At 69.6% G+C, this 26,841-nt stretch carries 30 protein-coding genes; 8 read left to right on the top strand and 22 right to left on the bottom strand.

All coding sequences use genetic code 11. From position 1 onward, the window contains the following. The first annotated feature begins 1 nt into the window (after position 1). The gene (locus GEV27_RS06625; RefSeq protein WP_153653313.1) at positions 2–388 is read left to right on the top strand and encodes a Fur family transcriptional regulator; all 387 of its coding nucleotides are present in this window, start codon (positions 2–4) and stop codon (positions 386–388) included. A 15-nt stretch (positions 389–403) separates the two neighbouring features. Here the strand turns inward: GEV27_RS06625 and GEV27_RS06620 are convergent, their stop codons facing one another. The 7 genes from GEV27_RS06620 to GEV27_RS06590 all read right to left on the bottom strand — a co-directional run bounded on the left by GEV27_RS06620 (position 404) and on the right by GEV27_RS06590 (position 5,131). Continuing rightward, positions 404–958 (bottom strand): hypothetical protein, encoded by a 555-nt coding sequence (locus GEV27_RS06620; protein ID WP_153933728.1) that lies wholly within the window; start codon positions 956–958, stop codon positions 404–406. Positions 959–999: 41 nt separating this feature from the next. Beyond that, positions 1,000–1,611 carry a hypothetical protein gene (locus GEV27_RS06615; RefSeq protein ID WP_153933727.1) on the bottom strand — a complete coding sequence of 204 codons (612 nt, stop codon included), beginning with the start codon at positions 1,609–1,611 and terminating at the stop codon, positions 1,000–1,002. Between the two features lie 55 nt (positions 1,612–1,666). Beyond that, positions 1,667–2,059: a hypothetical protein gene (locus GEV27_RS06610; RefSeq protein WP_153653318.1), complete on the bottom strand. Its 393-nt coding sequence runs from the start codon at positions 2,057–2,059 to the stop codon at positions 1,667–1,669. 11 nt (positions 2,060–2,070) lie between these two features. Further along, on the bottom strand, positions 2,071–2,553 hold the full coding sequence (locus tag GEV27_RS06605; RefSeq protein ID WP_153910412.1) for a hypothetical protein: 483 nt from the start codon (positions 2,551–2,553) through the stop codon (positions 2,071–2,073). Further along, on the bottom strand, positions 2,550–4,112 hold the full coding sequence (locus GEV27_RS06600) for a hypothetical protein (protein ID WP_153653321.1): 1,563 nt from the start codon (positions 4,110–4,112) through the stop codon (positions 2,550–2,552). Before GEV27_RS06600 ends, GEV27_RS06605 begins: the two co-directional genes overlap by 4 nt. Before the next feature lie 10 nt (positions 4,113–4,122). Continuing rightward, positions 4,123–4,458, bottom strand: coding sequence for a hypothetical protein (locus GEV27_RS06595; RefSeq protein ID WP_153910409.1), 336 nt, complete (start codon positions 4,456–4,458; stop codon positions 4,123–4,125). A 94-nt stretch (positions 4,459–4,552) separates the two neighbouring features. Next, positions 4,553–5,131 carry a hypothetical protein gene (locus GEV27_RS06590; RefSeq protein ID WP_153933726.1) on the bottom strand — a complete coding sequence of 193 codons (579 nt, stop codon included), beginning with the start codon at positions 5,129–5,131 and terminating at the stop codon, positions 4,553–4,555. Positions 5,132–5,217: 86 nt separating this feature from the next. Between GEV27_RS06590 and GEV27_RS06585 the strand changes: the two genes are divergently transcribed. After that, a complete protein-coding gene (locus GEV27_RS06585) occupies positions 5,218–5,658 on the top strand; it encodes a GNAT family N-acetyltransferase (RefSeq protein ID WP_153653327.1) in 441 nt (146 codons plus the stop codon). Here GEV27_RS06585 and GEV27_RS06580 read toward each other — a convergent pair. Together GEV27_RS06580 and cimA are read right to left on the bottom strand one after the other, a co-directional pair. Continuing rightward, positions 5,655–6,413, bottom strand: a complete 759-nt coding sequence (locus GEV27_RS06580) for a hypothetical protein (RefSeq protein WP_153933725.1) — start codon at positions 6,411–6,413, stop codon at positions 5,655–5,657. The genes GEV27_RS06585 and GEV27_RS06580 overlap by 4 nt on opposite strands. 42 nt (positions 6,414–6,455) lie before the next feature. After that, entirely contained in the window at positions 6,456–8,063 is a 1,608-nt protein-coding gene (gene cimA / locus GEV27_RS06575) for a citramalate synthase (protein WP_309222076.1), read from the bottom strand. A gap of 171 nt (positions 8,064–8,234) precedes the next feature. Between cimA and GEV27_RS06570 the strand changes: the two genes are divergently transcribed. Then, positions 8,235–8,930, top strand: coding sequence for a hypothetical protein (locus GEV27_RS06570; RefSeq protein WP_153653330.1), 696 nt, complete (start codon positions 8,235–8,237; stop codon positions 8,928–8,930). Between the two features lie 16 nt (positions 8,931–8,946). Here the strand turns inward: GEV27_RS06570 and aspA are convergent, their stop codons facing one another. From aspA to GEV27_RS06555, 3 genes are all read right to left on the bottom strand, one after another. Then, positions 8,947–10,362 carry an aspartate ammonia-lyase gene (gene aspA / locus GEV27_RS06565; protein ID WP_153653332.1) on the bottom strand — a complete coding sequence of 472 codons (1,416 nt, stop codon included), beginning with the start codon at positions 10,360–10,362 and terminating at the stop codon, positions 8,947–8,949. A gap of 107 nt (positions 10,363–10,469) precedes the next feature. After that, positions 10,470–11,567 carry a branched-chain amino acid aminotransferase gene (locus tag GEV27_RS06560; RefSeq protein ID WP_153933724.1) on the bottom strand — a complete coding sequence of 366 codons (1,098 nt, stop codon included), beginning with the start codon at positions 11,565–11,567 and terminating at the stop codon, positions 10,470–10,472. A 44-nt stretch (positions 11,568–11,611) separates the two neighbouring features. Next, complete coding sequence (locus tag GEV27_RS06555; protein WP_153933723.1) at positions 11,612–12,685, bottom strand: 3-isopropylmalate dehydrogenase; 1,074 nt, start codon at positions 12,683–12,685, stop codon at positions 11,612–11,614. A 501-nt stretch (positions 12,686–13,186) separates the two neighbouring features. Between GEV27_RS06555 and GEV27_RS06550 the strand changes: the two genes are divergently transcribed. Then, the gene (locus GEV27_RS06550; RefSeq protein WP_153653336.1) at positions 13,187–13,750 is read left to right on the top strand and encodes an O-methyltransferase; all 564 of its coding nucleotides are present in this window, start codon (positions 13,187–13,189) and stop codon (positions 13,748–13,750) included. Between the two features lie 88 nt (positions 13,751–13,838). Here GEV27_RS06550 and GEV27_RS06545 read toward each other — a convergent pair whose 3' ends face one another. Together GEV27_RS06545 and GEV27_RS17555 are read right to left on the bottom strand one after the other, a co-directional pair. Continuing rightward, a complete protein-coding gene (locus GEV27_RS06545) occupies positions 13,839–14,537 on the bottom strand; it encodes a YitT family protein (protein WP_194944144.1) in 699 nt (232 codons plus the stop codon). Beyond that, a complete protein-coding gene (locus tag GEV27_RS17555) occupies positions 14,534–14,689 on the bottom strand; it encodes a hypothetical protein (RefSeq protein ID WP_194944143.1) in 156 nt (51 codons plus the stop codon). The genes GEV27_RS06545 and GEV27_RS17555 overlap by 4 nt, the downstream gene beginning before the upstream one ends. A 60-nt stretch (positions 14,690–14,749) precedes the next feature. Between GEV27_RS17555 and GEV27_RS06540 the strand changes: the two genes are divergently transcribed. Next, entirely contained in the window at positions 14,750–16,198 is a 1,449-nt protein-coding gene (locus GEV27_RS06540; RefSeq protein WP_153933722.1) for a PLP-dependent aminotransferase family protein, read from the top strand. A 224-nt stretch (positions 16,199–16,422) separates the two neighbouring features. Here the strand turns inward: GEV27_RS06540 and ilvC are convergent, their stop codons facing one another. From ilvC to GEV27_RS06525, 3 genes are read right to left on the bottom strand one after another with little or no spacing between them, the layout of a single operon-like run. Further along, positions 16,423–17,448, bottom strand: coding sequence for a ketol-acid reductoisomerase (gene ilvC, locus GEV27_RS06535; RefSeq protein ID WP_153653341.1), 1,026 nt, complete (start codon positions 17,446–17,448; stop codon positions 16,423–16,425). 42 nt (positions 17,449–17,490) lie between these two features. After that, complete coding sequence (ilvN, locus tag GEV27_RS06530; protein ID WP_153653343.1) at positions 17,491–18,021, bottom strand: acetolactate synthase small subunit; 531 nt, start codon at positions 18,019–18,021, stop codon at positions 17,491–17,493. Next, complete coding sequence (locus tag GEV27_RS06525) at positions 18,021–19,796, bottom strand: acetolactate synthase large subunit (RefSeq protein ID WP_153653345.1); 1,776 nt, start codon at positions 19,794–19,796, stop codon at positions 18,021–18,023. The genes ilvN and GEV27_RS06525 overlap by 1 nt, the downstream gene beginning before the upstream one ends. A gap of 325 nt (positions 19,797–20,121) precedes the next feature. Between GEV27_RS06525 and GEV27_RS06520 the strand changes: the two genes are divergently transcribed. After that, the gene (locus GEV27_RS06520) at positions 20,122–20,430 is read left to right on the top strand and encodes a hypothetical protein (protein ID WP_153910397.1); all 309 of its coding nucleotides are present in this window, start codon (positions 20,122–20,124) and stop codon (positions 20,428–20,430) included. 79 nt (positions 20,431–20,509) lie between these two features. Here GEV27_RS06520 and GEV27_RS06515 read toward each other — a convergent pair whose 3' ends face one another. Continuing rightward, entirely contained in the window at positions 20,510–21,967 is a 1,458-nt protein-coding gene (locus GEV27_RS06515) for an SDR family NAD(P)-dependent oxidoreductase (protein WP_153910395.1), read from the bottom strand. 122 nt (positions 21,968–22,089) lie between these two features. Here GEV27_RS06515 and GEV27_RS06510 point away from each other — a divergent pair, with 122 nt between their 5' ends. Beyond that, the gene (locus GEV27_RS06510; protein ID WP_153653350.1) at positions 22,090–22,503 is read left to right on the top strand and encodes a hypothetical protein; all 414 of its coding nucleotides are present in this window, start codon (positions 22,090–22,092) and stop codon (positions 22,501–22,503) included. Position 22,504: 1 nt separating this feature from the next. Here GEV27_RS06510 and GEV27_RS06505 read toward each other — a convergent pair whose 3' ends face one another. From GEV27_RS06505 to GEV27_RS06495, 3 genes are read right to left on the bottom strand one after another with little or no spacing between them, the layout of a single operon-like run. Beyond that, positions 22,505–23,167: a hypothetical protein gene (locus GEV27_RS06505; RefSeq protein WP_153933721.1), complete on the bottom strand. Its 663-nt coding sequence runs from the start codon at positions 23,165–23,167 to the stop codon at positions 22,505–22,507. A gap of 20 nt (positions 23,168–23,187) precedes the next feature. Then, the gene (ilvD, locus tag GEV27_RS06500) at positions 23,188–24,873 is read right to left on the bottom strand and encodes a dihydroxy-acid dehydratase (protein WP_153910391.1); all 1,686 of its coding nucleotides are present in this window, start codon (positions 24,871–24,873) and stop codon (positions 23,188–23,190) included. Between the two features lie 48 nt (positions 24,874–24,921). Then, positions 24,922–25,443, bottom strand: coding sequence for a hypothetical protein (locus GEV27_RS06495; protein ID WP_243838726.1), 522 nt, complete (start codon positions 25,441–25,443; stop codon positions 24,922–24,924). A 190-nt stretch (positions 25,444–25,633) separates the two neighbouring features. Between GEV27_RS06495 and GEV27_RS06490 the strand changes: the two genes are divergently transcribed. Continuing rightward, positions 25,634–26,131, top strand: coding sequence for a Pycsar system effector family protein (locus GEV27_RS06490; protein WP_153653357.1), 498 nt, complete (start codon positions 25,634–25,636; stop codon positions 26,129–26,131). Here the strand turns inward: GEV27_RS06490 and GEV27_RS06485 are convergent. Further along, the gene (locus tag GEV27_RS06485; RefSeq protein ID WP_153653359.1) at positions 26,090–26,803 is read right to left on the bottom strand and encodes a SatD family protein; all 714 of its coding nucleotides are present in this window, start codon (positions 26,801–26,803) and stop codon (positions 26,090–26,092) included. The two genes, GEV27_RS06490 and GEV27_RS06485, sit on opposite strands and share 42 nt — an antisense overlap. Positions 26,804–26,841: the final 38 nt, after the last annotated feature.

Raw genomic sequence — 26,841 nt, 5'->3', positions numbered from 1 at the left:
CATGGTCGAAGCACCCCGCAACACCCGGCAGCGTCGTGCCGTCGTCGCGATCCTGGAGGATCTCGACGGCTTCGCCAGCGCGCAGGAGATCCACGACATCCTCAAGCAGCGCGGTGAGTCCGTCGGTCTCTCGACGGTCTACCGCAGCCTGCAGGTCCTGGCCGAGGCCGCCGAGGTCGACGCCCTGCGCAACGACGACGGCGAGGTGCTCTACCGCCAGTGCAGCGCAGGCCACCACCACCACCTGGTCTGCCGCTCGTGCGGGCGCACGGTGGAGGTCGAGGGGCCGACCGTCGAGCGCTGGGCCGACAAGATCGCCGGCGAGAACGGCTTCCGCGACGTCGCCCACACCCTCGAGATCTTCGGCACCTGCTCGAACTGCCCCTAGCCGGCAGCCGAGGCGTCAGCCGGCCTTGACCTCGATCGATTGCGCCATCTGGTGCAGCTCGTCGATGCGCTCGGGAGGAACGTCCGCGAGCGGGGCGCTGGCGCTGAGCAGGGCCCCGTTGACCACCCCCCCGGGGAACGATCCGAAGAGCGTGAGAATGCTGAGCTCCTCGCCGTCGTCGACCACGGCGAGCCAGTCCCGGCCACCCAGTCGGACCTCATACATCGCTGCGCCGCGGCCCTTCGCACTTTCCTCGGCCTGCTCCCTCGGGGACGTGCCGATGCCTGTGACGACCCGGATCTCGTACTGCACCCCGCCGGTCTCGATCGAGCTCGATGTCTCGTCCGCCTTGCCTGCCGCGTAGGACGCCGGAAACCGCCACACGATCGGCGAGTCCCCGCCGAACCTGAAGGTGTGGCTGGTCCGCTCGGCGGCAAGCAGATCTTCGCCCACGTTCGAGGTGTCATACGGATACCCCTCCTCGGCCGCCGTCGTCGCAGCCGCCTGGGGCTTGTCATCGGCTTCGGAGCCGCTGCACGACGCGAGCGACACGCTCAGCGCTGCAGCCACGACACTCATCACCCCGCGCCGGGCCCACCCAGCTCGCCCAGTCATCTCGAGCTGCCGGCCTCGATCTGGATCGACTGAGCCATCTGGTGCAGCTCGTCGATGCGCTCGGGCGGGACGTCCGCGAGCGGGACGTCAGCAGTGAGGACGGCCCCGGCGGTGACTCCCCCGGGGAAGCCGGTCAGCAACAGGACCCGGGTGAGCACCTTGCCGTCGTCTACGACAGCCACCCAGTCCCGGCCGCCGAGACTGACCTCTTGGACGATCTCCGTGCCCTTGTCCAGCCGTGTGGCGTACTCCTCGGCCTTCTTGCGGGGGGTGCTGCCGGTGCTCGCCACCGCCAGGAGCCCGAACGTCACCCCGTCCACCTCTGTCGTGGTCGAGGTCTCGTCCGTCGTCCCGTTCGCATAGAACGCGGGGAACCGCCACGACGCCGGCGCGTTACCCCCGAAGGACGAGCTGGAACGCTTCTCGACGAGCAGGTCGTCGCCCACGTCCGAGGTGTCATACGGATAGCCCTCCTCTGCGGCGGTCTTCGAAGCGCCGGCAGCGGGCTTCTGCTCCTTCTCCGAATCGCTGCACGACGCGAGGGACACGGTCAGAACCGCCGCCACCACGCCGCCCGCCAGACGGGTCCAGGTCGAGAGTCCGGTCATCATTTCTCCTCCAGGGTCGCGAGCGACGGGCGCACGCACCTGGTGCTCGCGCTGGTCATGGCGACACTTCCTTCGAACGTCGCACCTTGCCGAGATTGCCCTCACCACACGTTGCCTCCGCGTTGCCGCGGAGCACGTGGCGGGCGGGATCGTCGGGATCGAAGCACACCGTCTTGTCCGACAGCCCTGACAGCGGCCGCCAGATCGGGCCCGAGCTCTCGAACCATCGACCCCCTGCCCTGTAGCGGTACTCGACGTTGGCTCCCTCGACGGTGCTGCGACCGGCCCCGCCGCTGCTGCTGGTGCGTGTCTCGGGCTCGTACTCCGTGAACTCGACCTGGCTCGTCGACTGCGTCAGCGGCTCGTTCTTCGAGCTGCCCGTTCGCTCCACGGCGATGGCGATCCCGATCATCACCCCCACGCCGATCACGGCGAACGCCAGGACCAACAAGCAACCTTTCACGCCGGGCGTTCCCACGGGTGGACCTGGATCGCCCCCAGAACCTGTTCGAGGGTCGCCCGGCCGGCCTCCGTGTCGAGAACTGCGATCTCGACACGATGCATCCAGGTTCCGTCGGTGCTCGTGACGAGCGCGATGCGCGCCTCGCGTCCGCCGAGCACCGCGGTGACGACGGCAGCGCTCGAACCCAGCGCGCCGTCGACCGCGAGCTCGACCGGGCGCCGTACCTCGACGATCTCGTCCACCCGGTCCGACAGCTCGTCGAGCGCCGGACCCAGCGCGCGCTCGGGACCGCGCGGAGTGCCGAGGCGAGTCTCGCGGACGCCGACGAGCAGGCTCAGCAGCGGCTCACCCGTGCCCTGCCAGTGCCACAGGTGACCCAACGGGGCCTCGACCTGTCGCGGCCGCACCCCAGCGGGAACGGGAAGGCTGACCGGACCGAGAAGCACGCGGGCCAGGTCGATCGCCTCCGCCCCCGTCATCGCCGCGCCGCCTCAGGATCGATGTCGACCCAATAGCCCTGGCCGCCCTCCCGGACCCAGATCCGGTTGGCCAGCTCACCTTCGGCTCCGTACTCCACCTCGAGCTCGGCGACCTTGATGTCCACCTCGTGCTCCTCGCTGGCGTAGGTCTCGAGCGTGGTCGAGCGGACCACGACGTCGGCGTCGCTGTACGCGATGTCGACCGCTCGATCGACATCACCTGATGCTATGGCCGACTTGAACTCGTCGAACTTCGGGTTGTCCTCGTCCATCGTCAGGCGGACATCGACCGCCTGCCCGGTCGAGGTGCTCGCGGGAAGGTTGACGTCGAGCTTGTCGTTCGCGAGAGCGCCGCTGATGCGACCCTCCAGCACCGCCGAGGACATGCCGTCCCCGTCGAACTTGATGTCACCGGACAAGGAGGCCGAGCCTGAGAGGCCGGAGTCCTGGCCGCCGAGGCTCGCGTCGGCCGACGCCGCGATGGTGATGCCGTACTGCTCGGAGACCCAGTCGTAATAGCCGTCCATCCGGCCCTCGGCCTCGCCCTGCGCCACGGCGGTGTCGAACTCGGTGCCGACCTTTCCGTACACGCCCGTCCGGAAGCTCGTGATGTCCTGGTCCATGACGTAGTTGGCGACGTTCGAGGCCACTGCGCCCGGGACGTTGCCCATGTCGGTCAGGCCCAGATCGCTGGCGGCGTCGTCCAGCCCGTCGAGGAACGCGTCCGCCTCGGCCTGGTCCTTGAAGGTGAGCTCCAGCGTCGTCGTGCCGCCCGCGGACGCGTCCACCTCGGCACCCGCGACCTCGATCTCTCGACCGAGACCCGCCTCGAGGGTCAGGGCCATCACCACCTTGCCGTCGCCCATTACCTGGTACTGCGCTTCGGCATACCCCTCGATCTCCCACGTCGCGAGCTCGGCCTCGACCCCCAGCCACGCACGGAGGGAGTCGATCACGACGTCCTCGCCGTACTTGGCGGCGATCTCCTCCGGCGTCATGCCGTCCAGACCGGCCGGCAGCTGGTCGCCGGCATCGCCGAGCGACCCGTTGCCTCCGTCGATCGTCCCGTTCGCCGCCGCCGTCATCGCGCGGGCGAGATCGGCGTCCGCCTCCGCCGCCTTCGTCAGCGCGGCCGAGATCTGCGCCGCTACGGCGGTGAGCGTGATCTCCTCCGACATGCGCTCGAAGATCGACTCGTCGTCGTACGTCTTGGGGTCGGTGACCTCACCGCTTGTCGTGTCGACGGTGAACCCGTGCTTGCTCGCGGTGTCCATCGCGCCCTCGAGGTCCTTGCGGGCGGCGGCGATGTCACTGCCCGCCAGGTCGAGCGAGGCTGCGACCTTGGCCACCTCTGCCGTCGCGTCCCGCAGGCGGTCGACGAGCGCAGCGTGCTGCTGCGAGGCCGCGGTGGCGGCATCGCCCTGCCACGACAGGGGCACACGGGAGTCGTCGACCTCGTCCTGCAGGTCGACGAGGTCGCGCCGTGTCCTGTACAACCCGTCGGCGGCGGTGTCGAGCGAGGCTGACTCCCACGTCAGCAGCTCCGCGATGGTCACCATGGCCTGGTCCTCACTGCGCCTGGGCCATGGCCGGGCCACGGTTCGCGACGGAGTTGGCCTGCATCCGCATGGACGCGTCGTGGTCGGCGCGCGTGTAGGACGAGGCGCTGTTGGTCCGCGCGGTCGCGTGCGATGCGGCGTCGGTCGCCCACGTGGTGAACCGCTCGGTCCAAGCGGTCGACAACGTGGTGGCAGCGGCAGCACTGGCACTCCCGGGCAGCGCCGTGCTCACACTGCTCAGGCCGGCCGTGGGATCGGCCGCCTTGACCGTGTCGGCCGCACCGGTCATGCCGGTTGCGGACGCCGTGATGTCAGCCACCACCGCCTCGAACGTGAACATCGTCATCGCGTGCCTCCCCAACAGGAACGGTCTGTCGCAGACAGATTGCCACATCCTGCCGCCGCCTGCGAAGCGCGGGCCCGAGACCGCGCAGGGGCGATCACGAGCCGCCGCCGTCGCCCCCGCCACTCCCGAGGTCGCCGGACAGGTGGTCGGCCGGCCGGGACATCGTGCCGCTGCCGTCGTCGTAGTAGCTGCCGTCCGGTCCCGTCATGAGCAGCTGCCAGAACCCCGGTCGCGGCATGTCCTGCGCGGCCAGGTCCTCGCGGGTGATCTCCACGAGCGCGTCACCGGCCACTGCGCGCAGCAGGACGTACGGCTCGAACATCGATCCCCCGTTGACGACCAGCGACACGAGCTGCGCCTCGGACGCCCGCTGCACCGCGTCCGGGACGATCGCGGCCTTCACCGGGGCGACGGCTCGTCGCACACCCGCCCCGACGTACGCGGCTCGCAGCAGATAGCCGCACAGGATTCCGCCCAGGACGCCGTAGATCACCGCGGACTCGCGCAGGATGCCGGTCGTGAACACCCAGCCCGTCGAGACCAGCACGATGCTGATCGCGAGCGCGGACACCCAGGTGACCTTCTTCGCGCGGCCCAGCACGCGGGTCACGGTCTCCCTCGTGCGGTCCCACTCCCACCGGGAGACGCTGCTCACCACTTCTGGACCGTCCATGAGCTCTCCTCGCCGTCCGGGCCATCATGTCGGTTCCGGTCCGACGCCGCAGGGGATTGCTCGTCGCCACCTCCTAGGCTCATCCCATGAGCATCCGCATCGTGACCGGCGACCAGATGACCGCACAGGACGTCTACGACATCTGGAAGATCCGCGACGCGGTGTTCTCGGTCGAGCAGCAGTGCGACGAGGAGGACGTCGACGACCGCGACCTGCTGCCGACGATGACGCACCTGTGGCTCGCCGACGACAAGGGGCCCACGAGCTATCTGCGCTCGTACGTCGAGGACGGCGTGCGACACATCGGCCGGGTGTGCACCCGCAAGGACCAGCGCGGCAAGGGTCTGTCGGGCTCGCTGATGCAGGAGTGCCACCGGCTCTGGGGCGACGAGCCCATCGAGCTCAACGCCCAGGCGTACCTCGAGCAGTGGTACGGGCGCTACGGATACGTGCGGACGGGCGACAACTTCATGGAGGCCGGCATCGAGCACGTCCCGATGCGCCGCACTCCCCCGGCCGCGGACTAGCCCGGATCGGTCACGGCGTTGATCGCCTCGGCGACGTCGCCGTTCACGACCGTCGCGTAGTCGTCCACCGCGTCGATCGCGGTCTGGAACTGCTCGGCGTACGTGAACGAGAAGCCCCGGTTGGCCTCGACGCTGTCGGCCAGGGCGGTGGCCTGGTCGATCACGTACTGCACGGCTCCCCGGACCGTGGCCGCCAGCCTCTGCTGCCCCTGCGGCACGCGGACGGAGTCGAGCTCCGCCCTGGCCCGCGCGAAGGCCGGTATGAGGCGGGCGCGGACGGCCGCGCTGTCGCTGAGGACACCGGTGCCGACGTAGTCGCTGGCCCGCATCCCGAGGACCTTGCGCGCAGTCTCGATGTACGCGAGCGCGACGTCCGCGCGTCGGAGCGTCCGGTCGAGCCGACGGTACGGCTGCAGGAGCGCCTGCTGGGTGGCAACGGCCTCCTGCCAGACCTCCGAGCGCTCGGTCCCGTACGAGGGCGCGTCACCCAGCTCCGGGGGGTCCGCGACGGCCTTGCGCAGCACCCGGCGCAGGTCGCCCGGATCGGCCTGCCGTACGCCGCGCACCTCCCGGCCGACCTCGGAGCGGAAGGTGCTCACGTCGGCCAGGTACTGCGTGGCCACGTCGTCGGCCTCGACGACCTGGGCGTTCTGGCGCTGAGCCTGCACCACGACGAGGAGACCCACGAGCACCCCGAGGGCGAGCGTGACGAGCACGGGCAGGAAGATCGTCAGCCTCCGACCACGTGCGCTCATCCGTCCACCGTCGCAGCGCCGGGGCGTCCCCGCAACGCCGGATCAGTCGTTGATGCGTGGACGCACGCCGTGCAGGCGCAGGCCGTACGTGAGCGCGTCGACGAGCGCCTCCCACGACGCCTCGATGATGTTGGCCCCGACGCCGACCGTGACCCAGACGTCCTTGCCGTCGGTGGTCTCGATGAGCGTGCGGGTGATCGCGTCGGTGCCGTGCCCCTGGTCGAGGATGCGGACCCGGTAGTCGGTCAGGTGGAAGCGCGCGACGTCGGGATAGACCTGCTCGATGGCCTGGCGCAGCGCGTGGTCCAAGGCGTTGACCGGTCCGTTGCCCTCGCCGATCACCGCGAGGCGTACTCCACCGGCGACGAGCTTGACCGTGGCCTCCGCGACGGCCGCGTCACCGCGCCGCGACTCCGCCTGCACGCGCCACGACTCGACGTCGAAGAACGAGGGACGCACCCCGTCCATCTCCTCGGCCAGCAGCAGCTCGAACGAGGCGTCGGCCGCCTCGAACGTGTAGCCGGCCCGCTCCATGGCCTTGACCCGGTCGGTGACCCGGCCGAGCCGCTCGGGGTCGCCCGCCAGGTCGTAGCCCAGCTCCTTGCCCTTGAGCTCGATCGTCGCGCGCCCGGCCATCTCCGAGACCAGCAGCCGCATGTCGTTGCCGACGAGCGCGGGGTCGATGTGCTGGTAGAGATCGGGGTCCACCCGGATCGCGCTCGCGTGCAGGCCGGCCTTGTGCGCGAAGGACGAGACCCCCGTGTAGGGCTGGCGTGCGTGCGGCGGGTAGTTGGTGATCTCGGAGATCGCGTGCGAGATGCGCGTCGACTCGGCCAGGCTGCCCTCGGGCAGGACCGTCATGCCGAGCTTGAGCTCGAGGTTGGCCACGCAGGTCACGAGGTCGGCGTTGCCGGTCCGCTCGCCGTAGCCGTTGATGCACCCCTGCAGGTGGGTCGCGCCGGCCTGGACGGCCGCCATCGAGTTGGCGACCGCGCACCCGGTGTCGTTGTGGGCGTGGATCCCGAGGCGTACGCCCGTGGTCGCGACGTCCGCGACGATCTCGCTGACCCAGTGCGGCAGCATCCCGCCGTTCGTGTCGCACAGCACCGCGACCTCGGCTCCCGCCTCGCCCGCCGCGCGCACGACCTCCAGGGCGTAGTCGCGATTGGCCCGGTAGCCGTCGAAGAAGTGCTCCATGTCGACGAACACGCGTTGTCCCCCCTCGCGGAGGTAGGTCACGGTGTCGCGCACCATCGCGAGGTTCTCCTCGAGCGTCGTGCGCAGCGCCTCGGTCACGTGCCGGTCGTGGCTCTTGGCGACCACCGTGACCACGGACGCGCCGGACTCGCGCAGGGCCTGGAGCAGGGGGTCCTGCGACGCCTCGACGCCGGCCCGACGGGTCGCGCCGAACGCGGCCAGCGTCGCGTTCTTGAGCTCGAGCTCCTTGGCGGCCAGCGCGAAGAACTCGGTGTCCTTGGGGTTCGAGCCCGGCCACCCGCCCTCGATGTAACCGACACCCAGGTCGTCGAGATGACGAGCGATGTGGAGCTTGTCCTGCACGGAGAGGTTGAGCCCCTCCTGCTGCGCACCGTCGCGCATCGTCGTGTCGTACACGTGGAAGTCGCTCGCCTGCTGGTGTCCTGCGCTCACTGCTTCGTCCTTCGTCCGGTCACCGTCTCGATGGGCGACACCGTCTACATACAAAAAACTGCCCCCCAGTAGATGGGAGGCAGCGCGTCGGGCTGGAGGTTCAGTGCCCGGCGCGCCTGTCGATAATGATCGAGATGCTCTGCATGCGGGCCAGTCTAGACTGAGCGACCTATGACCGCCAGACCCGTTCCCCTCACGGTCGATCCGAGCGTCATGTACGCCGTCGTGACCGCCTCCCCGCTCGAGTCCGAGGACCTGATCCCCCCGCCCTCTCCCGAGCTGCTGCGTCGCTACGGGACGTCCGAACCCGCGTTGGAACGGCTGAGCTCGCGCCGCCACCAGCTGCTCCTCATGCGCAGCTGCCGCGTCGAGGACGCTGCCGCGACGCAGCGCGACGTACGCGTCGAGGCCCTCCGCCTGGCCGAGGAGCACGACGGAGTCGTCATCGACCTCGCGATCCCTCGCGTGGTCGAGGAGCGAGCCGACGAAGTGTCCCTCGCGCACGCGACCCAGTGGTACGTCGCGGACTACGCCCACCTCGACGCGGGTGAGCTGCGCACCGTCGGTCTCGCTTCGTTCGGACTGCCCGAGATCCACCTGAGCGGTGTCTCCCGTCAGCAGCATGCGATGTTCAGCGCGGTCCTGGCCGGCCTCGTCCACCGGCTCATCGCGGAGTGGCCGGCCAACGACCCGGTGGGCGACGCCACCGTGACCCTGCGCGACATCGCGTACGGTCTCGGCGACCCGTCGGCCGCCGAGACCCCGAAGGATCGTGCTGTGGGCGTCCGGATCGACTACGACCCGGACGAGAACGTTCTTCTCGTCCGGGTCGTCGACGACCCCGCCACGGCCCTGTTCGCTCCGTGAGCCGGCGGGGCTCAGCTCACCGCTCGCGTGCCCGCGGGCCGAGATTGGCCAGGGTCTCGGGACGCAGGATGGCCTCGAGCTCGGCGGGCGGCAGGAGCCCGTGCTCCAGCACGAGCTCGGCGACGCCCCGCCCGGTCGCGAGCGCCTCCTTGGCCACCTCGGTCGCGGCGGCGTAGCCGATGTAGGGGTTGAGCGCGGTGACGAGACCGATCGAGTTCTCGACCTCGGCCCGCAGCAGCTCGGCGTTCGCGGTGATGCCGTCGACGCAACGGGTCGCGAGCACCAGCACGGCCTCGCGCAGGCGGGAGATCCCGGCCGACAGCGAGTAGCAGATCACCGGCTCGAACGCGTTGAGCTGCAGCTGGCCCGCCTCGGCCGCCATCGTCACCGTCACGTCGTGGCCGATCATCTGGAACGCGACCTGGTTGACCACCTCGGGGATGACGGGATTCACCTTGCCCGGCATGATGCTCGACCCCGCCTGCACCGCGGGCAGGTTGATCTCGTTGAGCCCTGCGCGGGGGCCCGAGGACAGCAGCCGCAGGTCGTTGCAGATCTTCGAGAGCTTGACCGCGACCCGCTTGAGCGTGCCGGACAGCTGCACGAACGCGCCGCAGTCCTGCGTCGCCTCGATGAGGTCGACCGCGCTCTCCAGCGGCAGACCCGTCAGCCTGGCCAGGTGGCCGCACGCGGACGCGACGTAGCCCGCCGGGGCGTTCAGCATCGTCCCGATCGCCGTTGCCCCGAGGTTGATCTCGTGCAGCAGCAGGACGGCCTCGCTGAGCCGCGCGCGGTCCTCGGCGATCATCAGTGAGTACGTGCGGAACTCCTGACCGAGGGTCATCGGCACGGCGTCCTGCAGCTGGGTGCGCCCCATCTTGAGGACGTCGTGGAACTCGTCGGCCTTGCGGGCGAACGAGTCCTCGAGCACCTGCATCGCGGCCAGCAGGTCGTGCGTGGCCAGGATGACGGCGATCTTGACCGCGGTCGGATAGACGTCGTTGGTCGACTGGCTGAGGTTGACGTGCTCGTTGGGGTGCAGGACGTCGTACTCGCCCTTCTTGTGCCCCATGAGCTCGAGCGCCCGGTTGGCGATGACCTCGTTGGCGTTCATGTTGGTCGAGGTGCCGGCGCCGCCCTGGATGACGTCGACCACGAACTGGTCTCTCAGCGCTCCCCCGCGGATCTCCTCGCACGCGTCGCGGATCGCCGCGTGACGCTCGTCGTCGAGCAGCCCGAGATCGTGGTTGGCGGCGGCTGCGGCCTGCTTGACGCCGGCCAGGGCCTCCACGAGGTACGGGCTCGTGCCGATCGGGATGCCGGTGATGGGGAAGTTCTCGAGAGCGCGGAGTGTGTGCACTCCCCAATAGGCCTCGAGAGGAACCTCACGGTCTCCGATCAGATCATGCTCGGAACGTGTGGCGACGGACATGGACTCTCCTTGGTCGTGACGGTGGTCACACCCAGAGTTTCACAGATCCGTCGCCACCGATCCTGGCCCCGGCGACGCGGGACCGATGGCACTGTGCTGAGCAGCGCTCAGGAGCAGATGCGCCGCATCCAGCCGTGGCGGTCCTCGGCGCGGCCGTACTGGACGTCGACCAGCGCGGAGCGGATGTCCGTCGTGACCTTGCCCGGCTCGCCGTCGCCGGAGACGACCTCGCCGCCCTCCCACTTCAGCGACGCGACCGGGGTGACGACCGCGGCGGTGCCGCACGCGAACACCTCGGAGATCGTCCCGTCGGCAGCACCTTCGCGCCACTCGTCGATCGACACCCGCCGCTCGACGACCTCGTGGCCGAGGTCGCGCCCGATCTGCATGATCGAGTCGCGGGTCACTCCCTCGAGGATCGACCCCGACAGCTCGGGCGTCACGATCGAGCCGTCGGAGTGGACGAAGTACAGGTTCATCCCGCCCAGCTCCTCGATCCACTTCTGCTCGGTCGAGTCGAGGAAGGCAACCTGCGCACAGCCGTGGGCGGCGGCCTCCTGCTGCGGCAGCAGGGACGCGGCGTAGTTGCCGCCGCACTTGGCCGCCCCGGTGCCTCCCCTGCCTGCACGGGAGTACTCCGACGAGAGCCAGATCGAGACCGCCTGCACGCCGCCGGAGAAGTACGCACCCGCGGGAGAGGCGATGACCGAGTAGGTCACGTGCTGGCTCGGACGGACGCCGAGGAAGACCTCGGACGCGAACATGAAGGGACGCAGGTACAGGCTCTTCTCGCCCCCGGCCGGGATCCAGTCACGGTCGGCGTCGACCAGGGCCTCGATCGAGCCGAGGAACCAGTCGATCGGCAGCTCCGGCAGCGCGAGGCGGTGCGCCGACCGCTGCATGCGGGCGGCGTTCGCCTCGGGACGGAACAGCCAGACCGAGCCGTCCTCGTGGACGTACGCCTTGAGGCCCTCGAAGATCTCCTGCGCGTAGTGCAGGACCGCGGTCGCGGGGTCGATCTGGAGCGGGCCGTACGGGACGACGCGCGCGTCCGCCCAGCCCGTGTCGGGCGTCCACTCGGCCAGGAACATGTGGTCGGTGAAGTGATTGCCGAAGCCCGGGTCGGCCAGGATCGCGGCCCGGTCCTCGCCGGATCGTGCCGCGTCGTTCCGGGTGAATGTCGCGGCAAACGGGGTGGTGTTCATGGTGCTCACGGTACAACTCTCTTGTCGTCGAAGGGCAGTGGTCGTCAGCCGACCGGTACGCCCTCGGCCGCGCCCAGATCCGTGACGCTCTGCGCGATGGCCTCCCCCACCTCCTCGGTGGAACGGGGGGCGAAGCCGCGCGCGGCGATGTCCGCCTCGACGGCGGCCGTGATCTGCGCGGCTGCCTCGGGGACGCCGAGGTGCTCCAGGAGCAGGGCGCCGGAGAGGATGGCCGCGGTCGGGTCGGCCTTGGACTGCCCGGCGATGTCGGGTGCCGAGCCGTGGACGGGCTCGAACATGCTCGGCGTCGTGCGGTCGGGGTTGACGTTGCCGCTCGCCGCCAGACCGATGCCGCCGGTGATCGCGGCCGCAAGGTCGGTCAGGATGTCGCCGAAGAGGTTGTCGGTGACGATCACGTCGAAGCGGGCCGGGTCGGTCACGAGGAAGATCGTGGCCGCGTCGACGTGCAGGTAGTCGACCGTGACGTCGGGGAACTCCGGCGCGACGGCGGCGACCGTACGGCTCCACAGGTGGCCCGCGTGGACGAGGACGTTGTTCTTGTGGACCAGCGTCAGCTTCTTGCGCGGACGTGCCTGGGCGCGGGCGAAGGCGTCACGAACGACCCGCTCGACGCCGTACGCGGTGTTGATGCTGACCTCGGTGGCGAGCTCGTGCGGCGTACCGACGCGGATCGCTCCGCCGTTGCCGACGTACGGCCCCTCGGTGCCCTCGCGGACGACCACGAAGTCGATGTCGCCGGGATCGCCCAGCGGAGTGGCCACGCCCGGGAACAGCTTCGACGGACGCAGGTTGACGTAGTGGTCAAGAGCGAAGCGCAGCTTGAGCAGCAGGCCCCGCTCGAGTACTCCGGACGGCACGCTCGGGTCGCCGATCGCGCCGAGCAGGATCGCGTCGTGGCCGCGGATCTCCTCCAGCACCGAGTCCGGCAGGGTCTCCCCCGTCGCGTGGTAACGGCGCGCGCCGAGGTCGTAGTCGGTGGTGCTGAACGACAGGTCGTGGGTCTTGGAGACGACGTCCAGGACCTTCAGGGCCTGGGAGGTCACCTCGGGTCCGATGCCGTCACCGGCCACGACTGCGAGCGAGAAAGAGCGGGTCATGAGCGTCATCCTATCGGGCGACATCTCAGGATGTGAAACCCGAGTATCAACATTCGGTCAGTTGTCGTCGGGCCGGTCGGACAGCTCGACGTCGTGCTGTGCTGCCTCGTCACGCAGGTGCGCGGGTCCCCACTCCATCAGGTTGCGGTCCATGATCTTCTCCTTGTGTACGAACGGATGACGGCCGGTGCGGGTCCGGCGTAGGTCCGCCGTTCGGCACGCGCCACATGTCCGGAGATCGTCCGGGGAGAGATGTCAGATGTGCGAGTCAGATCATGAATCGCGAACCCTGCGGGCGGAACGGCGGGCCAACGCCGAAACACCGCGGCAGGGTGTGGCCCTAAGAGGCCCTGCCGCGGCAAGCGATGAGTACGAGCTGCTTCCGCATGGTGCTGACACGGTACGCCGCGGGTCCGGGCCGTGTCCGCATCCTGTGCGGGCGTCTCAGTCGCCGAGACGCCGTGGCCACGGTTGAGCGTGGGTCCGTGGAACACTGGATGTGTGAGTGCACCCGCTGAAGTCCCCGACCTCGTCGCGAGCACCCTGGACCTGTCCCGCCAGCGCGGATTCATCACCTCGATCCGCAACGAGACCGGACGCCTCCTCGCCACGCTCGCTGCGTCCCGCACCGGCACGCTCGCCGAGCTCGGCACCGGCTGCGGCGTCGGATCGGCCTGGCTCTCCAGCGGCGCCCCCAAGGGTGCCCGGGTCGTCAGCGCCGAGCTCGACCCCGTCCTCGCCGAGGACGTGCAGAAGATCTTCGCCCGGACCGACAACGTCGACGTGATCGCCGGCGACTGGTCGACGCTCGAGCAGTACGCACCGTTCTCGCTGCTCTTCGTCGACGTGCGGGAGGTCATGGAGAGCATCGACGTGCTCGCCGACCTGATGGAGCCCGGCGGCATGGTCATCCTCGACGACTTCGTCCCGTCGGCGTTCTGGCCGCCCATCGTCGAAGGCCGGGTCGACACCGTCCGCGAGCAGTGGCTGACCGACGAGCGCTTCGCCGCCGTCGAGATGCTCATCGACGTCGACGCCTCCCTCATCATCGCCACCCGTCGCTGACGAGTCACGCACGGACGCCGACGAGTCACGCACGGACGCCGACGAGTCACGCACGGACGCCGAGGAGTCACGTACGGAGGCCGAGGAGTCACTCAGCGTTGCCGCAAAGTGACTCGTCACCGGTCATAGGTGACTCGTCACCGGTCGTACGCGACTCGTCACCGGTCGTACGCGACTCGTCACCGGTCGTGCGCGACTCGTCGGCGGTCGGGGCGGAGGTGAACGGCATGAAGAGCTGGACGAGCGGGCCGATCGTGAGGGCGTACAGGACAGTGCCGACGCCGACCGTCCCGCCGAGGAGGAAGCCCACCGCGAGCACTGTGACCTCGATGACCGTCCGCCACAGCCGCACGCTGCGCCCCGTACGCCTGACAAGACCGAGCCACAGCCCGTCGCGGGGGCCCGGCCCGAGCGCGGCGCCGATGTACAACGCCCCGGCGAACCCGTTGCCGACAATCCCGCCCACGAGCAGCATGGCTCGCAACCACAGCTCGTCCGGCTGGACGATGACTGCGATGCCGAAGTCGGCAGCGAGGCCGATGACGAGCACGTTCAGGACCGTCCCCACACCCGGCAGCTGCCGCAGCGGGATCCACAGCAGCAGGACGAACGCGCCCGTGACGATGACGACCTGACCGAACGTCAGACCGACGTGCTCGGTCACCCCCTCGTGGAAGACGTCCCACGGGTCGAGGCCCAGCGTCGACTCGACCAGCATCGCCATCGTGAATCCGTAGAGGAACAAGCCGACGTTGAGGCGCACGAGCCGCCCGAGCAGGCCGTTCACCGGCGCAGCTCCCGCTCGACCCAGCTGCCGAGCTCTTCGCGGTGGCTGCGGGGCGGCGGGTTGGTGCCGAGGCCGTCTCGCGCGACCAGGCGCACGAGCCGCACGATGGACACCAGGCTCAAAAGCGCCAGGAAGACTAGGAACGCGGTCATGAGTCCAGCGTGAACCCAATTGGCCATGCCTTCCATAGCCAATCGTGAAACAGTGGACCCGTGGCCCTCACCCTCTCCGCCCGGCGCCTCGCCGATCTCCTCGGTCCCCTCGACAACGCCGGCCCGGCATACCGGGAGATCGCCGACCGCCTTCGCCTGCTTGTGGTGGACGGCCGCGTGGGCGACGGCAGCCGCCTGCCGTCCGAGCGCGAGCTCGCCGCCGCCATCGGCGTCAGCCGTACGACCACGACCCGGGTGTACGCCGAGCTGCGCGAGCTCGGCCTCCTGCGCTCACGACAGGGCTCGGGCAGCGTCGTGCAGGTCCCGCTCGCGGCGTCGAGCGTCAGCAGCCTGATCGTCACCCCCGACGACGCCGACACCATCGCCCTCACCTATTCCGCGCCCGCCGGCACCCCCGGCCTGGCTCGCGCGTTCGAGACCGCGGCGACCAGGCTGTCCGGCCTGCTGGCCACGACCGGATACCTGCCGGACGGTCTCCCGGTGCTGCGCGAGATCCTCGCCCAGCGCTACAGCGACGGAGGCCTGCCGACCGATCCCGAGCAGATCATCGTGACGAGCGGGGCCATGGGCGCGATCTCGCTGCTCGCCCGCGTCCTGGTCGACCCGGGCCAGCGCGTCGTCGTCGAGGGCATCAGCTATCCGCACGCCCACGAGTCATTCACCGCGGCAGGCGCGCGCCTGTCCGCCTTGCCGGTCGACCGGTCGCCGTGGGAGCCCGCCGCGATGGCGGAGACGCTGGCAGGGTCGCGGCACCGCGCGGCGTACCTGATCCCGGACTTCCACAATCCCACCGCCGCCGTGATGACGGACGCGGAGCGTGGGGCGTGGGCGCGCGAGCTGCGGCGCCACGACGTCGTCCCGATCATCGACGAGTCGCTGCGTGACATCAACCTCGACGGGGTCGAGATGCCACCGGTCTTCGCGACGTACGACCCGCGGGCGCTCCTCATCGGGTCGTCGTCCAAGGCGTACTGGGGCGGCCTCCGTGTCGGCTGGATCCGCGCACCGCACGCCCTCGTGATGCCTATCGTCCAGGCGCGGATGATGGACGATCTCGGCACGTCCGCCTTCGACCAGCTGGTCCTCGCCGAGCTGCTGACCGAGGGCGGGCAGACCGCCGCCGCGGGTCGAGCGCGCCTGCGTGCGGGGCGCGACCACCTGCTGTCCGAGCTGGCGCGTGAGCTCCCGGACATCGCGGCGCCGTGCCCGGCCGGCGGCCTCAACCTCTGGGCGACCCTCCCGGACCGCATCTCGTCGCGGCTCACCGCCGCGGCGTCCCGGCACGGCTTGCTGCTGACCCCCGGCCCTCGGTTCTTCAGCCGCGTGGGCGCTGCCGGCGAGCGCCACCTCCGCCTTCCGTACACGCAGTCCCACGAGACGCAGACCGAGGCGGTGCGTCGCCTCCGGCGCGCGTACGCGGAGGTCACCGGCTCGACCGAGCCGGCGACCACCCCGAGGCGTACGGGCACGCTCGAGATGATCGCCTGATCCAGGACGAGCTGCGGACGGGAGGCTCGCGTCAGCGAACCGGAGCCTCCCCTCAGCGGACCGGAGGCGCGCGTCAGCGGACCGGAGCCTCCCCTCAGCGGACCGGAGGCTCCCCTCAGCGGACCGGAGGCTCGCGTCAGCGGACGGGAGGCGCGCGTCAGCGGTGGGATGCGAAAGGGCGCCACCGCAGAAGCGGTGACGCCCTCGCGGCGTGGTGCGGGTGACTAGCGAGCGGCCTGGCCGTCGACGTAGTCGGCGTCCTGCTGCTTCCACGAGAAGTGCGAGCGCAGCACCTTGCCCGTGGCCTCGATCGAGTGACCGGCCTCCTTCTCGCGCAGTGCGAGGAACTCCGAGGCGTCGGCGTCCTGGTCGTCGATGAAGCGCTTGGCGAACGTGCCGTCCTGGATGTCGGCGAGCACGGCCTTCATGCGCTCCTTGACCGAGTCGTCGATGATGCGCGGGCCCGAGACGTAGTCGCCGTACTCGGCCGTGTCGGAGATGCTCCAGCGCTGCTTCGCGATGCCGCCCTCCCACATGAGGTCGACGATGAGCTTGAGCTCGTGCAGCACCTCGAAGTACGCGATCTCGGGCTGGTAGCCGGCCTCGGTCAGCGTCTCGAAGCCCGCCTGGACGAGGTGCGACATGCCACCGCACAGCACGGCCTGCTCGCCGAAGAGATCGGTCTCGGTCTCCTCGGTGAAGGTCGTCTTGATGACGCCGGCGCGGGTGCCGCCGATCGCCTTCGCGTACGACAGCGCGAGGTCCCACGCCTTGCCGCTGGCGTCCTGCTCGACCGCGATGATGTCGGGGATGCCGCGCCCGTCGACGAACTCGCGACGAACCGTGTGACCCGGCGCCTTGGGGGCGACCAGCACGACGTCGACGCCCTCGGGGGGCGTGATGTAGCCGAAGCGGATGTTGAAGCCGTGACCGAAGACGATCGCGTCGCCGTCGACCAGGTTGGGCTCGATCGACTCGGCGTAGACGTGGCGCTGCACCTGGTCGGGCGCGAGCACGACGATGACGTCGGCCTCCTCGACCGCCTCGGAGACCGAACGGACGCGCAGTCCCTCGGCCTCGGCCTTGGCCCGGCTCTTGGATCCCTCGGGCAGGCCGACGCGGACGTCGACGCCGGAGTCGCGCAGGTTGAGCGCGTGCGCGTGCCCCTGGCTTCCGTAGCCGATGACCGCCACGTGGCGGCCTTGGATGATGCTCAGGTCTGCGTCGTCGTCATAGAACATTTCAGCCACGGGGTACGTCTCCTTGGGTCGTGCTTCTGAGGTGCGGGTTGGTCAGCTTGCTTGCGTGCCGGGCACGGTACGCAGGGTGCGGTCGGTGATGGAACGGGCTCCGCGGCCGATGGCCACACGTCCGGACTGGGCGATCTCACGGATCCCGAACGGCTCGAGGACGTTCAGCATCGCGGTGAGCTTGCCCGCGTCGCCGGTCGCCTCGATCGTCACGGCGTCGGTGGCCACGTCGACCACCTTAGCCCTGAAGAGATTGACCGTCTCCAGCACCTGACCGCGGGTCTGCGGGTCGGTCTTGACCTTGATCAGCATCAGCTCGCGCTCGACCGCGCTCGATGACTCGAGCTCCACGATCTTGAGCACGTTGACGAGCTTGTTGAGCTGCTTGGTGACCTGCTCGAGCGGCAGCTCGTCGACGTTGACGACGATCGTCATGCGCGAGATCTCGGGGATCTCGGTCGGGCCGACCGCGAGCGACTCGATGTTGAAGCCGCGGCGCATGAACAGGCTCGAGACGCGCGCCAGGACACCGGGCGTGTTCTCCACCAGGACCGAAAGGGTGTGCGCAGTCATCAGATGTCCTCATCGTCCCACTCGGGCGCGAGATCTCGCGCGATCTGGATGTCGTCGTTGCTGGTGCCGGCGTGGACCATGGGCCACACCATCGCGTCCCGCTCGACCACGAAGTCGATCACGACGGGGCGGTCGGTGATCGCCATGGCCTTCTCGATCGTCGCGTCGAGGTCGGCCTCGTTGTCACAGCGCAGACCCACGCAGCCGTACGCGTCCGCGAGCTTGACGAAGTCGGGGATGCGGCGCGCGCCGATCGACTCCGGACCGGTGTTGAGGTCCGTGTTGGAGTAGCGGCTCTCGTAGAGCAGCGTCTGCCACTGGCGGACCATGCCGAGCGAGGAGTTGTTGATGACCGCGACCTTGATCGGGATGCCCTCGATCGCGCAGGTCGCGAGCTCCTGGTTGGTCATCTGGAAGCAGCCGTCGCCGTCGATGGCCCACACGACCTGGCCCGGCAGACCGACCTGGGCGCCCATCGCGGCAGGCACCGCGTAGCCCATCGTCCCGAGCCCGCCGGAGTTGAGCCACTGGCGCGGACGCTCGTAGTCCACGTAGTGCGCGGACCACATCTGGTGCTGGCCGACGCCCGCCGTGTACGTCGCGTCGGGCCCGGCGATCGCACTGATCCGCTCGATCACGGTCTGCGGAGCGAGGCCCTCGGCGGGCTTGTCGTAGCTGACCGGGAACTTGGCCTTGATGCCGAGCATCTGCGCCTTCCAGGCCGAGTAGTCGCCGCGGATGTCGTCGTCGGCGGCCTGCTTCTGCAGCATCGCGATCAGGTCGGCGATCACCTCGCGGCAGTCCCCCACGATGGGGACGTCGGCGACCCGGTTCTTGGAGATCTCCGCGGGGTCGATGTCGGCGTGGATGATCTTGGCCAGCGGCGCGAACGACGCCAGGTGGCCGGTCACCCGGTCGTCGAAGCGGGCACCCAGCGAGATGAGCAGATCGCTCTTCTGCAGGGCCGCGACCGCCGCGACGGTGCCGTGCATGCCGGGCATGCCGAGGTGCAGCTCGTGCGAGTCCGGGAACGCGCCGCGTGCCATGAGGGTCGTGACGACCGGCATCTGGGTCATCTCGGCCAGGACCTTCAGCTCAGCCGACGCGTCGGCCTTGATGACGCCTCCGCCGACGTACAGCACCGGACGCTTCGCGGCCGCGATCAGCCGGGCGGCCTCGCGGACCTGCTTGCCGTGCGGCCGGGTCGTGGGGCGGTAGCCGGGCAGCGCGAGCTCGCTCGGCCACGTGAACGTCGTCGTGGCCTGCAGCGCGTCCTTGCTGATGTCGACGAGCACCGGTCCGGGGCGACCCGTCAGCGCGATGTGGAACGCCTCGGCGATCGTGCGGGGGATGTCGTCGGGATCGGTGACGAGGAAGCTGTGCTTGGTGATCGGCATCGTGATGCCGCGGATGTCCGCCTCCTGGAAGGCGTCGGAGCCGATCGAGCCGCTCGCGACCTGGCCCGTGATCGCGACGATCGGGACCGAGTCCATGTGCGCATCGGCGATCGCGGTGACGAGGTTGGTGGCGCCCGGCCCGGAGGTGGCCATGCAGACGCCCACCTTGCCCGTGACCATCGCATAGCCCTGCGCGGCATGGCCTGCGCCCTGCTCGTGGCGAACGAGGATGTGGCGGATCGTGGAGTCGAACAGCGGATCGTACGCCGGGAGGATCGCGCCACCCGGGATGCCGAAGATGGTGTCAACGTCGGCGTGCTCCAGCGCCCTGACGAGGCTCTGCGCCCCGGTCAGCTGCTCAGGGATCTGCTCGGTCATGAGGTCGCTACCTAACTGTTCATCGCATGGTCTTGCCGGGGTGCGACCCGGCCTGTTCGCATAAAAAAATCCCCCGTCCCCAGACCGTACGCTGGGGCAATCGAGGGAGACGCGGGGCCTGGGCCGACGCGTCAGTCGTCTACTACTGCAAGGTTCCGGATCTGCACGTGACCCAGTGTCCTCTCCGTCGCGACGATTATCAACTCGTGAGACATTTCGTACCACCATGTGGACTCATTCGCGGATCTGACAACCGGCGCCGTAACTGACAGGATGTCCCGGTCGGCCCGCCAGCACGTGGACGGGCCCTAACTTTGGGGAGAACATGAAGAAGTCACTCAGCACGGCCATGATCGTCGCCGCGCTCGCGCTCACGTCCGCCTGTGGCGGCGGCGAGGATCGTCCGTCCAAGGGTGAGGTGAAGACGTCCATCACCAGCAAGGACAGCGTCTTCGGCACCTCGATCCCCGAGGCCGCCGCCGACTGCGTGGCCGGCCTCCTCGTCGACTCGAAGCTGTCGGACAAGACGCTCAACGCGATCGTCGAGAAGGACGAGGACTACAAGGGCAGCAAGGAGGACCGCGAGGCCCTCACTGACGTGTCCAAGAAGTTCAGCGAGTGCGTCACCAACTGACACCTGCTCGCCGACGGCCCGGAGGAGATCATCTCCCCCGGGCCGTCGTGCGTCCGGGGCCGGGGCAGCCCGGCAGGTGTCACCAGGGTGAGGGTGCGTAGTCCTTGAGGAAGACTCCGTGGACGTCCTCGCCGGCCTCGCCGCGCACGATGGGGTCGTAGACCCGGGCCGCACCGTCCACCAGGTCGAGCGGGGCCTTGAAGCCTTCCTCCGCCAGGCGCACCTTGGTCGGGTGCGGCCGTTCGTCGGTGATCCACCCGGTGTCGACCGCGGTCATCAAGATGCCGTCCTGCTCGAGCATCTCGCCCGCGCTCGTGCGGGTCAGCATGTTCAGCGCCGCCTTGGCCATGTTGGTGTGGGGGTGTCCGGGGCCCTTGTAGCGCCGGCTGAACTGTCCCTCCATCGCCGAGACGTTGACGACGTACGTGCGCCGCGCCTCCGCAGCCGCCATCGACGGACGCAGCCGGCTGACGAGGATGAACGGCGCCGTCGTGTTGCACAGCTGGACCTCGAGCAGCTCGAGGGCGTCGACCTCGTGGACGCGCTGCGTCCAGCTGTTGACGTCGACCGTGTCCGGCACGAGGCCGCCCGCGTCGATGCGCGCGAGATCGGCCGACCCCGCGGTCATCGCGAGCGACGTGAGCTCGTCCGCGGTGTGGGCGTCGCCGGCCAGGACGGGGTGCGCGGAGACCGATCCGACGAGAGCCGCGGGGTGGGCGTCACTGGTGTGGCCGAACGTCAGCAGCTCGGGCAGGGGCCCGTCCGGCAGCGGGGCCGACTCCGCCTCCGCGAGCGGGGCGTACGCACCGGGGGTGCGCCGGACCGTCTGCGCCGCGTTGTTGATGAGGATGTCGAGCGGTCCCTGCTCGGCGACCGCGTCCGCCAGGCCCACGACCTGGGCCGGATCGCGCAGGTCGATGCCCACGATGCGCAGGCGGTGCATCCAGTCCGCGCTGTCGGGCATGGCCGTGAAGCGACGGACCGCGTCGTGGGGGAAGCGGGTGGTGATCGTGGTGTGGGCACCGTCGCGCAGCAGGCGAAGGGCGATGTACATGCCGATCTTGGCCCGCCCGCCCGTGAGCAGCGCGCGCTTGCCGGTCAGATCGGTGCGGGCGTCGCGCTTGGACCGGTTGAGCGCGGCGCACTCGGGGCAGAGCTGGTGGTAGAACGCGTCCACGAGCGTGTACTTCTGCTTGCAGATGTAACAGGGCCGCGGCACCAGCAAGGTGCCCGCCGTCGCCCCCGCGACGTTGGACACGAGAGGGATGCCCTCGGTCTCGTCGTCGATGCGCGTCGGCGAGCCGGTCGCGGTCGCCGAGACCACCTCTCGGTCGGCCGCCGCGACCTGGGCGCGCTTCTCGAGGCGGCGGTGCTTCTTGACGTTCTTGTAGAACTTCCCGCACGCGCGCCTCAGCGCCACGTAGTCAGGGTCCTCCTCGTCCAGACGCTCGGCGGCCGCCAGCACGCGCAGGGCGATCGCCAGCTCGTCGGGGTCGATCTCGGAGGTGGGCAGGACGGGATCAACAGGGACGCTCATGACCCCTCCATCCTAGGCGGGACAGAGCGCCGTCCCCACACCCGTCACCTGCTCCCGGTGTCGCGAGGGTTGCAGCTTCTTGCTTTCATGGAAGGTCTTGCCCCCGAATCCCAAGGATCATCATGATGCGACGCACCATCGGGCTCGCGCTCGCCACCCTTGCTCTCACGGTCACGAGCGCCTGCGGAGGCAGCTCCTCGGACGGCGACAAGGACGCAGCGAGCGACGCCAAGACCTCGAGCACGCCGAGCGCGAGCAGCCCCAGCCCCAGCGCCGGCAGCGCAACGACGCCGGCGCCCGTCAAGTCCGTCGACCCCAACAAGCGTCCGACGGCCAAGCAGCTCGCCGAGACGCTCAAGAGCGCCGGACTGACCGAGAAGCAGGCCACGTGCTTCAGCAAGCAGCTCGTGGACTCGTCGTTGTCGGACAAGCTGCTTGCAGCCCTGGTCAACCGCGACGGCTCCTACAAGCCGAGCGCCAAGGAGACCGCGGCGTACCAGAAGATCGCCCAGGGGGCCGCGACCACTTGCTCCTGAGTCAGCGCCGCCAGAACCTCGGCCGCTTCTCACCGCGGACGCGGTCGGCGTCGCCGAGGGTCGCGCGCAGGGCCTCGGGGACTTCCTCGAGGGGCACCACGATGACAGTCGGCACGCCCAGGGAGTCCAGGTCGATCGACGCCGCCAGCGTTGTTCGGACGGCGTCCGCAGGCGCCGGTCCCCCGGCCGCGACGTAGGCGAGGCACCCGAGGGTGGGGCTGTCGTCGACGGTGAAGCCGAATGCGTACAGCTCGCTCACATGGCCGTCGGCGGCGTCGGCGAGAGCCTCCCGCGCGGACGCGTCGAGGCCGTCCCACGGCGCACGGCGTACGTCCGCCCCGTCGGGGAACGGCACCAGGTACCGCTTGAGCTGGGCCACGTAGTCGGCGGAGGCCGTCATGCCGGACGGGACCGCGGGATCGACGTGGATCCCGATGCCCGCCGGCAGCACGGTGAGCAGGGAGCGCACGCTGATCTTCTTGAGGTCCCACGACTCCAGGTGCAGCGCCTCCCCCGCGCGGGCCTCGCTGGTCCACACGCAGACCAGCTGACGCCCCGGCGCAGGCTCGCTGCCGGAGAAGACCCCCGTGGTGCGGTCCACGCCGATCAGGACCTGCGCGAACAGCAGGTCCCACCGGGTCGCGAAGACCTGGCCGCCACTCACCGCGTACGCTCCGACCGCTGCTAGCCGGTGATCGCGCCGTGTGCCGCTGAGCTGACCAGCTTGCGGTACTTCGCGAGGACGCCCGTCGTGTACTTCGGGGGCAGCGGCTCCCAGCCGACCTTGCGGGCCTCGAGCTCGTCGGCGTCGATCGCGACGTCGAGCCGCTTGTTGGCCACGTCGAGGGTGATCTGGTCACCGTCCTTGACGAAGGCGATGGGCCCACCATCGACCGCCTCGGGGGCGACGTGCCCGACGCAGAGACCTGTCGTGCCGCCCGAGAAGCGTCCGTCGGTCATCAGCAGGACGTCCTTGCCGAGGCCTGCGCCCTTGATGGCTCCGGTGATGGCCAGCATCTCGCGCATGCCGGGGCCACCCTTGGGGCCCTCGTAGCGGATGACGACGACGTCGCCGGCGACGATCGTGCCGGCCTCGAGCGCGTCCATCGCCTTGCGCTCGCCGTCGAAGACCCGGGCGGTGCCGGTGAAGACGTCGGAGTCGAAGCCGGCGCTCTTGACGACAGCGCCCTCGGGGGCGAGCGTGCCGTGCAGGATCGTCAGGCCGCCGGTCCGGTGGATCGGCTTGTCGATCGGACGGATCACGTCGCCGTCGAGCTTGAGCTCGATGTGAGCGAGGTTCTCGGCCATCGTCTTGCCGGTGACGGTCAGGCAGTCGCCGTGCATGAGGCCCGCGTCGAGCAGCGCCTTCATGATGACCGGGATGCCGCCGACCTTGTCGACGTCGTTCATGACGTAACGGCCGAACGGCTTGAGGTCGCCCAGGTGCGGGACCTTGTCGCCGATGCGGCTGAAGTCCTCGAGCGTCAGGTCGACCTCGGCCTCGCGGGCGATCGCCAGCAGGTGCAGGACGGCGTTGGTCGAGCCGCCAAGCGCCATGACGACCGTGATGGCGTTCTCGAAGGCCTTCTTGGTCAGGATGTCCCGAGCGGTGATGCCACGGCGCAGGAGCTCGACGACGGCCTCGCCGGACTTGATCGCGTAGTCGTCGCGGCGGCTGTCGATCGCCGGCGGAGCCGACGAGCCCGGAAGGCTCATGCCGAGGGCCTCGGCAGCCGAGGCCATCGTGTTGGCGGTGTACATGCCGCCGCAGGCGCCCTCGCCCGGGCAGATCGCGCGCTCGATCTTGTCGACCTGCTCACGCGACATGCGTCCGGCCAGGCAGGCACCGACCGCCTCGAAGGCGTCGATGATCGTGACGTCCTTGCCGTCGACGTTGCCGGGCATGATCGAGCCGGCGTAGACGAAGACGCTCGCGAGGTCGAGGCGGGCCGCGGCCATCAGCATGCCGGGCAGGCTCTTGTCGCAGCCGGCCAGCAGCACCGAGCCGTCGAGGCGCTCGGCCATCATGACGGTCTCGACCGAGTCGGCGATCACCTCACGGCTGACGAGCGAGAAGTGCATCCCCTCGTGGCCCATCGAGATGCCGTCCGACACCGAGATCGTGCCGAACTCCAGCGGGTAGCCGCCGCCGGCGTGCACGCCTTCCTTGGCGCGCTTGGCGAGCCGGTCGAGCGGCAGGTTGCAGGGGGTGATCTCGTTCCAGCTCGACGCGACACCGATCTGCGGCTTCTCCCAGTCCTCGTCACCCATGCCCACGGCGCGCAGCATGCCTCGTGACGCGGTGGCCTCGAGGCCATCGGTGACGGTACGGCTGCGGGGCTTGATGTCGATCTCGTTCTCGGGGGGCATGGGACCAAGATTACGGCTCAGCCCGTGCGCGTGGTGAGCGAGTCCACGTCACGACGCGATCTGGGCGAGCAGGTACGTCGCGAGATCGCGCAACCGCTGCTCCTCGGACCACCGAGCGACCTGCAGTCGGCGGCTGAGCGCCTGGGGCGAGACGCCGAGCTGGTGGGCGACCTCCTTCTGCGTCCGGCCCGTCGCCATCGCGGCCACCGCCTCCGCCCCACCCTCCGTACGGTCGGTGATCACCCGGGCCAGCGCATGGAGCGCCGTCTCCGCGTGACGAGTGCCCTCACCCTCGACCGCGAGGCCGACGGCGGTCGAGCTGGAGCGTTCGACTGCTGCCCGCGCAGCGATCAGCGCGGGTCCCCTGCTGGCGCGGACCGAGTCCGCGATGGGCTGGTCCACCGCCCCGACGCCGATGCCGATCCACCACGCCTGCGTGGCGACCACCGCGCAGACCAGGTCGACGACGACAGCCGGATCGTCCGACAGGCCCTGCACCTCGTCACCCGCCGTTCGCTCGAACTGCCGCACGAGCGCGTACTGTCCCAGCCGGTCCAGCAGATCGGGCACCGCGTCGTCGGTGTGACGACTTCGGCGTTGATCGATCGTGATCGCAAACACATCTCATGATCAGCGTTATTACATTGATTTGTCAAGATCAACGCCTGCATGCTGATCACAGTCAATCAACGCCAAATCATTGATTACGAGCAGGTCCGTGCTTGGTACCGTGGGCGTCCACCACCGACACGGAGGACACATGCCACGCAATCCGGCTCCCGACGTCGAGCTGGCGATCCTTGCGGAGGCCCGCAACGAGGTCGGAGCCGCGGACCACAAGGCCTCGATGGTGCTGGCGGTGCTGGGGATCGGCTTCGGCGCCCTGCTCGCAGGCCTGCTCGCCCGCGACTGGAGCCCCCGCGACCTCGACGCCGTGGGTGCGTTCTTCTGGTGGCTGGCCGCCGCGCTCGCCTCGTCGTCCGTCGCTGCCGCGGCGCTGGCCGTGTGGCCGCGGTTCACGGTCCCGGACAGGACCAAGGAGGTCTTCTACTGGGGCCACGCAGCGGCCTTCGAGAGCCAGCGGTCACTGGACGCCGTGCTCGACCGCCATCCCCCGAGGCTCGAGGACCGGACCCGGCACCAGCTCTTCGAGCTGTCGAGGATCGTCGCCAAGAAGTACCGGTACGTGCGCCTGGCCATGTCGCTCGCGGGACTGTCAGCCCCGGTCTTCCTGCTGGCGAGCCTGATCGGCTACTGATCGGTCGAACCACGCGGCGAACTGGTCGTGCGAGCTCAGCACGGCGAAGGCTCCGCTCCGCCGCAGGTTCTGCGACACCGCGGACGAGGAGATCCCTTCGGCCAGCGCCATGTCGACCTGGGACGCGCCGCTCAGGAGGTGGCGCAGCAGCCGCCGTGACCGCCCCGCCATGCGGGTGACGATCTGGTCGCGGGTCAGCAGGAACGCGTTCACGATCGCGGCCGGCGGGTGCTCGTCGCGTTCCGGGCCGGTCAGGCGCTCGGAGACCTGGTACCAGGTGCGCAGCGTCCGGTCGCGCGCGCTCTCACGGCTCTTGGCCTCCACGATCGCGTCGCGTGCAGCCCACCAGGCCGGCCCGTCCTGCAGCGGCCCGTAGGGCGTGCGACCCAGGTCCTCGACCGCACCCACCCCGATCCCCGCGCGACAGTCCAGCTCGTCCGGGAGGGCGAGGCGCAGGGCCAGGGTCGCGCGCACTGCAGAATCGACCGAGAGATAACGTGCCTGACACTCGTCGCCGAGCGTCGGCTCGAGGGGCTGGTCGAAGTCGACCGCCTCGTTGACCTGCTGCAAGGCCTCCAGCAGCCGCGCGTGGACCCAGGCCCGGTCGGGGTGTCGGCGCGATCCCACGAGATCGACGATGACCGCCACGCGAACGTTCGAAGCAGGGGTCATGCGTGAAGCATATGCATGAAGTTAAGACAGAACCGGGA

It is taken from the genome of Aeromicrobium sp. S22 (assembly GCF_009661045.1).
GTDB classification, from domain to species: Bacteria; Actinomycetota; Actinomycetes; order Propionibacteriales; family Nocardioidaceae; genus Aeromicrobium; species Aeromicrobium yanjiei.
This window is presented reverse-complemented; position numbering and strand designations above follow the sequence as displayed.